Genomic DNA, 7061 nt, shown 5'->3' on the forward strand with positions numbered 1-7061 from the left:
GACGCCTATGCACCCATAACAGGTATTTCAAAAGCCTTGAGGAGTTGATTGTCGTTATCGGAAAACAGTTGGATAAATGGCTGAGGCCAAACGGACAGCTTAAAAGACTATGCGCAATTATTTAAGACGCTGTGTATAGAAGGCTCTACGACAACTGCAGGACAAGCGGCTTTAGGTTCGGCCAAGTGAACATCATTTACGATATACCCACCTCCACATACGAAGAGGCACTGTCGGTTTATAAATTTTGCCATGAAAACCGGGATGTCGCGCCGCACATACAGACATTTCAATTCCAGCTTAGCGCCACTTCGCAAATGGCGCGCGAACCGGAACGGTACGGGATAAAAGTACTTGCCGAGTCGGGTGCAAGGAATAGCGGACTGCTTGCCTCCGTGCTGCCGTTTGAGGAAGCGGGCGGCATGAGCCGGGAGGAAAAAGCCCATATTTTCGAGATCTTCCAACAGGACGAAAATGCCACGATAGACCGCCACGCATACGGGGGATTGCTGCCGCTAATCACCAACGCCGTCTGCATCGAGGAGTTGGATGGCTATTCGTTTCAGTTTGTTGACCGGTTAAGGTTTCAAGAGGCAACCACCCGCCCGAACCATCGGCCCCCAGGCCAATTGTCCACAAGCCTGGTATACCTGAGAGAGTCCCATGAGGCTTACGAAATATCGCCACAAGCCCTTCAGCTCCTTTTGTTGTTTGAGGGAAGGAAGATGAATGTCCGCCAAGTCGCGGAAGAAGCCGCCCATGCCTTCGGTTTAGCCGACGGCTCAAGGGTTGCGGTGGAGATGCTGAAACTTTGCGCATCAGCCCGGCTATTTGAATGGTGCTCGAATCGTACCGATGGAATTGCCAGATATGCCGCTCCGGACTATTTTCCGAGGTGGTACACAGAAGAGAAGGCCTGAAGGAGTCCTCTTCTGCCGGAGTATCGCATTATCGATCCATGATCGCTTTCACTGCTTCCCAGTCGAGGCTCTGCAGCAAAGCCATGTTCGCCGCACAGCCGGCCGGGTTGCCGTCTTTTGAGGGCTTCGCCGCTGGACAGTCCCTCACCCAAACCGTCAGTAACTGGATTGCCGTGCGCGGCAGCGCCGGGTCGAAGTAGCTCCAATTGGGGCGGATCACCGGGCGGCATTGCGGCGTATCGATCGGCACAAAACTGACCGGCAGGCGCGTGTCCGGATTCGGGCTTCTCGATTGATCCATGTAGCAGGCTGGCGCCGCCTTCTGCTCGGCCGATAGGGACGCGAAATCGCGTTCGGCTTCCTTGACCTTGGCGATTGCATCGGCCCACCAGTGCCAATCCCTGTCCGGAGCCGCCCCTTCAGCCTGCTTGCACATTACTTCTTCACTGGTCCGGTCGAGCTGATCCATCTGCGCAAGAAACGCCGCGGGGTCTTTCTGGGATCGCGATGCAAGCTTGTAGTTCTCCTGCCGCTCCGCGCGGTGAGCCGGGGTGATATAGTCGGCGTAGTCCTTCCGCAACTCGGCCGCCTTCTTTTCGAATTCCGCAACCTTCTGCTTCCGTTGTGCCAGAATAAGCTTGAACGACTCCTCAAAGCTTACGGGCAGCCACAGGGGCCTGGAGTTCCTCTTCAGCACGACGATGTCGCCGAAGTGCGGCAGTCCGGCCAAATCCTTGAAGTGCCGCGGATGGAGCGAAACATCGGTAAGCTGGTCACTCCACTCCGTGGGATTTTCCACCCACATAGGCAGCATATTGACCTTGAACGCCATCAGGGTCGTTTCTCCGATTGTCGGAAGCAGTTTGCCGTTGTCATCAAACTCCTGCGGGAACGCGCCGAACCAGATGAGCGCCCTCAACGGGAAATCCCGCGCCTTCAGATCGTGCCGCTCGGGTAAATGAAATGGTTCGAAGTGGCCCGTAAGAATCGTGTTGTAGCCCACGGGCCGGCCCGCGACCGGCGAAGCCTTCAACAGTTCGCGGAGTTCCAGCATTTTGCCGACGAGCGCCTTCATCTCGGCGGCCGTCGCGCCGCCATGTTCCAAGTCGCCGCTTTGCCCCGCCCACTCCCACGCCTTCAGGAAGCCGGGCGTGGTGTAGGAATCCCGGAACCTTTTGGCCACAGCATCGTTACTAGAGCCGAGCAAGGCCGCAATCAGTGAAACAATCAATAATGATTTCATCATTAACCCCCTATTGGACCGCGCCTTATCCACTATTTAAATGGGCCAGTGAAGGAAAAAATGGCGCTTCCACCACTCACAATATTTTAATGGTTATGATCGCACAGTTACACATATATTGCCGCATGCCGCCACAAAGCCGTTTTGGCCGCGCGCCACGCTCCGGCGCCTTCGGGCCGGCTCGCATCCTATCCCGGCATCCATGCCGGGATGCGCTCCCTCACCGGCAGCGATGGGCCATAGAGTTCCCATCGTATTGGAAAATTCTTTAGGTAGGGGCGAATTCATTCGTCCATTGGCGCGTAGCGCCAAGTTAGGAGAGAGCTTTGATAGTATGTCCCCTTAAAGCCCGGCGCGGATTGTGCCCTTAAAGGGTATTTCCGCGACGGATTGTGAAAACAGTTCCGCCGCTCCGGTAAAATCCATTCCGCGCCTCCCTTTCTGGATTCCCGCCGGAGTTCATCCCCGCGAAGGCGGGGACGCAAATGATAGATAAATCGGCAGAGATTAGGCGGCGCGGCGATTTTTTATCAGCGTGGCGGCGACATAGAGGACGAAGGCTATGCCGCCCAATACCGACAGCAGCGTGCCGATACCCATCAAAGACATGCTGGCGAGAACGACCGGATTGTCGGTCCAGGCGGTGCCGGGGGTTTTGCGCGGCGCGCCGAAAATGCCGGAGACAAAAAGGCCGGAGATGAACAAAATCATCCCCACGCCATAGATGTAAGGCTGTGATTTCGCCAACCGGGGGAAGATGATGGCGAGGCCGTCCTTGGTGAGCATATGCCACGCAAAGCCCATCAGCGCCAGCGTCAGTGCGGTGACCGCGCCGTGGTAGTGCGCCGGCACGCGGGTATCGTTATCAAAACCGCCGTAGGCAATAAAAATGCCGTAGAGGTAAATGGCTATCGAGAAAAACAGAGCCACCGTCGTGGGGCTGCTGAAATCGCGCTTCACCTGCCGGAGGATATTGGCGATGTGCATGAAAAGCGGGATTCCAAGGCCGATACCATAGATGATCTCGGCCCCAATCCGCATCGGCCTGTCCATCGGATCCATGAAGAATAGAAGCGAAAAGAGCAGCACCGACGAAACGATAAACACCTTGTTGGCCGCTTTGAGCACGGGCCAGAATTTCAACTCGCCGCCGGTGTTCAGGCGCGCCAGCGCATACCAGACCGCCGCCAGCATCGAGCCGTTCAGGAACTGCTGGATGTGGCCGGGCGTCCAGAAGAGCCGTTCGTAATACATCTGCTGGGAATAATCGTTGATGTCCGGCCCCAGCTTGACGAGGCTCACCGCCACCGCCGCCGCCAGCACGATACCGATCATCACCCCCGCGCCGATGGCGTTCAACACCATGTCGTCGCTGGCAAGGTTCGCCGCGGCCTCTTTGGCGAAGCGGAATACGTTCAGCGAAAACCCGATGAAAAAAAGCGCGAGGCCGGCGAAGAAGACCGGATTCACCAGCGCCGGGACGTAGTTGTTCAGCACCGCGTCGCCGCCGCCGAACAGCGCGGTGAACGCCACCAACGCGGTGCCGATGCCCGCCAGCCAAAGCGCCGGCTTCAGCCCCCCGGTCTTAAGATGATAGCACCAGACCACCATGGTGGAGAGAAGGAGCCAAAAGAGGATGGCGAGGTTCACATGCCCCACCAGCGCGTGCTGAAAGTAGTTTTGGGGGAAATATTTTTCGGCGAACGGCGCGCGCGCCATGCCGATGAGAAACGCGAAGCCCCCGCCCAGTCCGAGCGAAACGATGGAAAGCATGAACCATTTGCCGTAATAGGAATTTCTCATGGTGCTCCCTTTACAGGTTGACCGCGTCGGCTATCATCGCGCCGAACACCACAACCAGATATATGTTCGAAAAATGGAAAATCGCCACCTCCTTGTCCCGGTTGGAAAACACGAAGCGCGCCGTCAAGGCTATATACACCAGGGTCATCGCCATCGCCGTGGCGAGATACCACTTTCCCGCCATGCCAACCTGATACGGCAGAACCATCATCGGCAAATGCACCAGCACATACGCCATGATCCGCCTCTTGGTCGGCTCCACACCCATCGCCACCGCGTGATTCGGCACGCCGGCGCGGGCATAATCCTCGCGGTATTTCAGCGCGAGCGACCAGAAGTGCGGCTGCTGCCAAACCACGATGATAAGGAAAAGAACCACGGCATGAATATCGATGCCGCCGTGGGCCGCCGCGTAGCCGATAAGCGGCGGCATGGCGCCGGCGATGCCGCCGATATGGGTGGCGAACGGCGTGTGCCGCTTCAGAAAGAGCGAGTAGAGAACCACATAAATGAAAACCGCCATGCCGGTCAATAGCGTCGCCTGCGCGCCGACGGCGATTTTCATGATGATCAGCGACGCCAGCACCAGCCCGGTGCCGATAAAATAAGCGGCGCTGGCGGATACCGCGCCGGAGGGGAGCGACCGCCCTTTGGTGCGGTTCATCACCGAATCGATGTCGCGGTCGATGAAGTTATTGAGCACCGCGGAACCGGCGGTGGAGAGCGCCAGCCCCAAGAGGGTCCAGAAAGCAATCCGGGTATGAAGGACGCCGTGGCCCCCCAAATAGAGGCCGGTGATGCCGGATACGATAACCAGCGCGACAATCCCCGGCTTCGGGAGGATCATCAATCCCGTGAACTGCTTTTTATCCAAGAAAATCCCCGCTTGGGCCATGAGACATTATTTTTCAGCCGCCCGCGCGCCCGTCATGCCCGGCGCGCCAAGCCAGGCGGTCCAGCCCAGCAGGGCGAAGCCGGCCGCGCCATGCATGACCAGCAGGGGGAGGAACATGACCGTCTGTACGATGCCGATGCCGATGGACGCCTGCAGCAGCACCAGCCCAAAGGTGATCGCATCGCGGCGCGCGGGAGCGCCCGCCTTGCGCGCGGCAGTAAATTTCCACAGCGTAACGCCGAAAATGACATACGCGATCAGGCGATGCGTGTAATGCAACAGCACTTCAAACGAGAAACTGGGCGGCAGGATGCTCCCTTGGCAGAGCGGCCAATCGGGGCAGGCCATCGACGCGTTCGCATAACGCACAACGATGCCGATGACGATCTGCGCGAATGTCAGGACGAACAGGAAGATGTAAAAGCGGTCGGCGGCCTCCGCCGCGCGGGACGAAACGGAATGGTAAGCGATAATCAATGTGGCGAAAATGATGGTGGAAGAAATGATGTGGCTGCTTACCACCGCGATACGCTTGAAGGAATCGAGCAACGGCGCGTCGACGATGATGATGGCGCCGCCAAGCAAAATGGCCGCCACGATCGTAACCACCGCCACCTTGAGGAAGAAGCGTATGGCGGGGCCGGCTTTTTTCCAGGTGAGGAACGCGGCGGCGAGAATCAGAAAGCCGGTAACGCCGCCGATGAGGCGGTGCCCCCACTCGATCCATACGGATATCGCCTTGGGAGGATTCACCGTGCCGTAGCAGAGCGGCCAGTCGGGGCAGGCCATGCCGGAGCCGGTTGTCGTCACCACGTTGCCAAAAATCATGAGGATGTACGTGAATGCGATGGCAAGGCCGAGAACCAGCTTGTCCTTGCCTGAATAACCGGTAGCCACGTTGTTGTTCATCTGTGTGTCCTTGTTAATCAGTTGACAAAAAAACCGCCGCCCATGCAAGCCAAGCGGCCCATTCCCCGTAGATCACCCAAAATACGGTCAGGCGTATTTTACAATGTCCCCCACCTAAAAAATACGGGATTATTTGCCGGGGCCGCACGGCGCTCAATCCGGGAAAAAACCTCCCGGAACGCCCGCCTTGAAATAAAGAAAATCCCGGGGTTGACGAACGGGCGGGGCGGTGATTAAACTATGCGCTTCATGAACACCAAAAAAATTGAACGGGCCATTCTCTCGGTATCCGACAAAACGGGACTTATCGACCTGGCGCGCGCGCTCAGGGACGCGGGGGTCGAGATCCTTTCCACCGGCGGCACCGCCAAATCGCTGACCGGCAACGGCATCCCGGTGGTGAAAATATCCGACCACACCGGCTCGCCGGAGATCATGGACGGGCGCGTAAAGACGCTGCACCCGAAGATACACGGCGGCATTTTGGGGCGGCGCGGCGTGCCGGCCCACATGGACGCCATGAAACAGAACGGCATCAAGCCGATAGACATGGTGGTGGTGAACCTCTATCCGTTTGAGCAAACCATCGCCAAAGCGGGCGTCTCCGACGAAGAGGCCATCGAGAACATCGATATCGGCGGCCCCTCGATGATCCGCTCCTCGGCGAAAAACCACGAGGATGTTGTCATCGTCGTCGATCCCGCTGACTATCCGATGATTATCGACGCCATCCGCGCCGGACGGGAAATCACCATCGAAGAACGCCGCCGCCTCGCGGCCAAGGCGTTCGCCCGCACCAGCGCCTACGATAACGCCATCACCACCTATCTTTCCGGCGCGAAACAGCCCGACTCGCTCAGGCTGGAATACAAAAAAATCCAGGAACTGCGCTACGGCGAAAACCCGCACCAGAGCGCCGGGATTTACACCACGGCGGAAGACGGCATTTACACCGGCGAGAACCAGCTCTGGGGCAAGGAGCTTTCGTACAACAACATACTCGACATCTCGGCGGCGCTCGGCCTCACCCGCGAATTCAAAAACGGCCACAGCGCCGTGGTCATCAAGCACACCAACCCCTGCGGCGCGGCGGTGGACGGCGATCAGCTTACCGCCTACAAAAAAGCCTATGCCTGCGATACGGTCTCGGCGTTCGGCTCCATCCTCGGGTTTAACACCACGCTCACCGCCGCCACCGCCGAAGAAATCGGCAAGACCTTTGTGGAAGCGGTGGTCGCGCCGGATTACGAACCGAAGGCGCTGGAAATCCTCAAATCAAAAAAGAACATCC

The 7061-nt window shown here is 58.1% G+C and carries 6 protein-coding genes; 2 read left to right on the plus strand and 4 right to left on the minus strand.

The window, feature by feature from the left end:
• The first annotated feature begins 185 nt into the window (after positions 1–185).
• Positions 186–920 carry a hypothetical protein gene (locus tag HZA03_09010; protein ID MBI5638093.1) on the plus strand — a complete coding sequence of 245 codons (735 nt, stop codon included), beginning with the start codon at positions 186–188 and terminating at the stop codon, positions 918–920.
• Between the two features lie 28 nt (positions 921–948).
• Here HZA03_09010 and HZA03_09015 read toward each other — a convergent pair whose 3' ends face one another.
• The 4 genes from HZA03_09015 to HZA03_09030 all read right to left on the minus strand — a co-directional run bounded on the left by HZA03_09015 (position 949) and on the right by HZA03_09030 (position 5770).
• A complete protein-coding gene (locus HZA03_09015; protein MBI5638094.1) occupies positions 949–2166 on the minus strand; it encodes a hypothetical protein in 1218 nt (405 codons plus the stop codon).
• A 504-nt stretch (positions 2167–2670) separates the two neighbouring features.
• The gene (locus tag HZA03_09020) at positions 2671–3966 is read right to left on the minus strand and encodes a cbb3-type cytochrome c oxidase subunit I (protein ID MBI5638095.1); all 1296 of its coding nucleotides are present in this window, start codon (positions 3964–3966) and stop codon (positions 2671–2673) included.
• A gap of 10 nt (positions 3967–3976) precedes the next feature.
• The gene (gene cyoE / locus HZA03_09025) at positions 3977–4840 is read right to left on the minus strand and encodes a protoheme IX farnesyltransferase (GenBank protein MBI5638096.1); all 864 of its coding nucleotides are present in this window, start codon (positions 4838–4840) and stop codon (positions 3977–3979) included.
• A 27-nt stretch (positions 4841–4867) separates the two neighbouring features.
• A complete protein-coding gene (locus tag HZA03_09030; protein MBI5638097.1) occupies positions 4868–5770 on the minus strand; it encodes a heme A synthase in 903 nt (300 codons plus the stop codon).
• A gap of 249 nt (positions 5771–6019) precedes the next feature.
• On the opposite strand from HZA03_09030, the gene purH reads away from it, so the two are divergent.
• On the plus strand, positions 6020–7061 hold a 1042-nt coding region (gene purH, locus HZA03_09035; GenBank protein MBI5638098.1), incomplete at its 3' end, for a bifunctional phosphoribosylaminoimidazolecarboxamide formyltransferase/IMP cyclohydrolase.

It is taken from the genome of Nitrospinota bacterium, from assembly GCA_016217735.1.
GTDB lineage: Bacteria > Nitrospinota_A > UBA7883 > JACRGQ01 > JACRGQ01 > JACRGQ01.

Bases quoted from the DNA above. Each gene is read 5' to 3' on its own strand.
- HZA03_09015 (MBI5638094.1), bottom strand. From the start codon at position 2,166: ATGATGAAATCATTATTGATTGTTTCACTGATTGCGGCCTTGCTCGGC.
- HZA03_09020 (MBI5638095.1), bottom strand. From the start codon at position 3,966: ATGAGAAATTCCTATTACGGCAAATGGTTCATGCTTTCCATCGTTTCG.
- HZA03_09030 (MBI5638097.1), bottom strand. From the start codon at position 5,770: ATGAACAACAACGTGGCTACCGGTTATTCAGGCAAGGACAAGCTGGTT.